This is a genomic window from Flavobacterium sp. FPG59 (genome assembly GCF_002150205.1).
Lineage (GTDB): Bacteria > Bacteroidota > Bacteroidia > Flavobacteriales > Flavobacteriaceae > Flavobacterium.
This window is the reverse complement of record NZ_MTCA01000306.1, coordinates 1-2853: the sequence shown is the minus strand read 5'-3', so window position 1 is coordinate 2853 and position 2853 is coordinate 1. Positions and strand designations below refer to the sequence as shown.

The window sequence follows — 2853 nt, the reverse complement described above, 5'->3', positions numbered from 1 at the left end:
AAGATACAGAGGTCATTCATTTAGAAGAGATATAAATAAAAGAGGACCATGTATTGTAGTAAACGATGTTGAATTTCATTTTGAAATAAGAGAAAAGAATAAAAGAATCCCTTCGGATAAACCTTATGAATCATCTACTTACATTCCAACAGGTATTTTGATTATAAAAATTGGAGAAAGTTATAAGGCTAAAGAATGGAGTGATGGTACTGTAAAATTAGAAAACCAGTTAGCTAAAATTGTTGCTAAGATTGAATTAGAAGCAAAGGAAGAATTAGCATGGAGAGAAGAATGCAGGTTACATCATATTAAATTGGAAGAGGAGGAAAAAATAAGAAAGGAATTCCAGAAGAAGAGAGAGTTTGAACTCCAAAGAACAAAAGAATTATTTAATAATGCAATATATCACAACAAAGCCAAAATAGTTAGAGAGTACTTAAATGAGTTAGAAACTAAAGCTTCATTAAACAATCAACTCACGATTGAATTACAAGATTGGTTAATATGGGCAAAAGACAAAGCAGATTGGCTTGATCCAATGATAAAAAAAGAGGATATTCTATTATATGAATCCGATAAAGAAGATCTCATTCAGATTAAAAAAAAGGAAAATAATTTTTATAGATATTAAATGTCTTTAAATGAAAAATGACAGTGTTTTAAATAAAATTATAACGATTTAAACGGCACTTAAATTCAATAAGAGGTTAGGATTCTGTACTAAGAGGGTCACGCTTTTATGGTAAAAGGACACTGTTCCCCTATTTCATACACTATCTATACTTATGATAGGTATTTGTCAAGACACACACAGATTTTTTTAAGTTAGCCTCTCTTCAATCAAATTTTTCCAAATGATAAAACCTTTTCTATCCGTGGAATAATCGTGAAGTACTTTACTGAAATTATCGGGCGGATTTTCTATAAAAGCTTGTCTACCGCTATTTCTAATGGTATTTAGGTAGTTGTCAATTTGTTTTAATATGTCGGGAATAAATTGTCTGTCTTTACCAAAATGCCAAATATAGGTTGCTTCTTCTGTATTTAAGGTTTCTAAAACAATATGAAATCCCGTTTTTCCCGCTAGAAGGAAAACAAATGAAAATGGATTCAAAACGAATCGGATTTTAAGAATAGTTCTCTCGTGATACTTGGCTAAATATTGTAAATGCGTTTGATGCTTGTAATTTTGATTCTGCAAAAAATCATTCAATAATTCATCTCCAGAGTCATATAGTTTGACATTACTTTCATTCTGCAATTGATTAATATCCAGCAAATTTTCTTGATCTATTGTGTTTGCTTTGCCTAAGAATGTCTTCGCAATGAATTTAAACTTCACTCCTTCAATCAATTTTTGAGTTATTTTTTCTAGATCATTGGATAGCGCCAATTGTGAAATTAATTTTCCGTTTTCAAACTCAGCGTGAATTACAGCAGTAATATTTTTAATTTTGAGAGACTTAGAGAAATAATCTTTCAAAACTTCAAATTCGGGTCTAATTTCAAGATTTTCAATATCAAATTCAAGTTCTATTTTAATTTCAGAAACATTGTATTTAAAAGCAATACTTCCGTATCTAAATTCAAGTTTTTCAAAAGGAATCTTTATTTTTTGATCAATGACGAAAGAGTCTTTTGAAACAGTAATTTCCTCTTCGGGTTCATCAAATAAGGTGGCTAGTTTATCAATTTTTCTGTAATAGACATTTCTTTTAAGAAACATTTTGTTTAAGTAATCAATCTTGATGTCTCGATAATCGTAAATAGTTGGAGCTATTTCCGATCGTTGGACTCTACCGATGTATTGAATTAATTTGCCTTCAAAAGAAAAAGGATAAACAAGAAAGAGACAATTGGTGTTTTGCAGATCGGTTCCCTCTCCAAAGAATTGCCCAGTGGTGATTAATACTTGATAATTTCCTTCCTTTAGTAATTTCCATTTTGAGTTTTTGGCACTTTCAGAATCTTCACCACTTAAAGTAATCACTTCGTAAGATTGTTTTAAATATTGATTTAGCGAGTCAATATGTTCTTTACGTTCTGTAATAATAACGACTTTTTTGTCAGATTTCAATTCACTAATTACATCTTGAAGAATTGATTTATTTCGAGTAGAATCGTGAACCAGAATTTTTGATAAAGTTTCAAATTTGTCTGTTTTTGAGTTGAATGGCACATCAAGTTCAGTGTTTCGAATGATGATTTTTGGTCTTTTAGATGTGCTTATTTCGTTTGATTTTATTTCAGCAATTACTTCGCCTAAATGAATAAAAATAAGTTTACTGTCATTGTATTTTCGAAATGGCGTTGCTGTTAAGCCATATAAATAAAAGGTTTGTAATTTTGAAATTGCATTTCTAAATGTTTCAGCAGGGATATGATGACATTCGTCCACAATGATAATCCCGAAAGCATTCAAAATTTTTCTGGTATCAGGTTTCTCTAATTCTTTTGATAAACTCTGAATCATAGCAACAGTTATTTGCTTGCCGATTTTGGTTTTGCCTTGACCTATTTTTCCAATTTCATTTTTTGGAATTCCAAGAAAAGTTTCAATTCTTTCAATCCATTGGTCGGCAATTTGTTTGCGATGAGTGATGATTAATGCAGGTTGTTTTTTATCTGCAATGATTTTTATTCCGACAATAGTTTTTCCTGAACCCGGTGGCGCAACAATAATTCCTAAATCTTTTTTTTCAATCGCATTAATCACTATTTGCTGATGTCCTAGGAGTTGTGCGTTGAATAAAAATGAAACTTCTTTTAATTTTCTCCTTTCATCCTTGAAATCATATTCAATTTTATTTTCTCTACAAAATCGAATTATTTTACCAATAAAACCTCTAGGGA

At 30.3% G+C, this 2853-nt stretch carries 2 protein-coding genes; one reads left to right on the top strand and one right to left on the bottom strand.

All coding sequences use genetic code 11. From position 1 onward, the window contains the following. Window positions 1–631 (top strand): hypothetical protein (locus FPG59_RS16745; RefSeq protein WP_217875930.1); only part of this gene is annotated, 631 nt, incomplete at its 5' end. A gap of 189 nt (window positions 632–820) precedes the next feature. On the opposite strand, the gene FPG59_RS15365 is transcribed toward FPG59_RS16745, so the two are convergent. Further along, on the bottom strand, window positions 821–2853 hold a 2033-nt coding region (locus tag FPG59_RS15365; RefSeq protein WP_086455431.1), incomplete at its 5' end, for a DEAD/DEAH box helicase.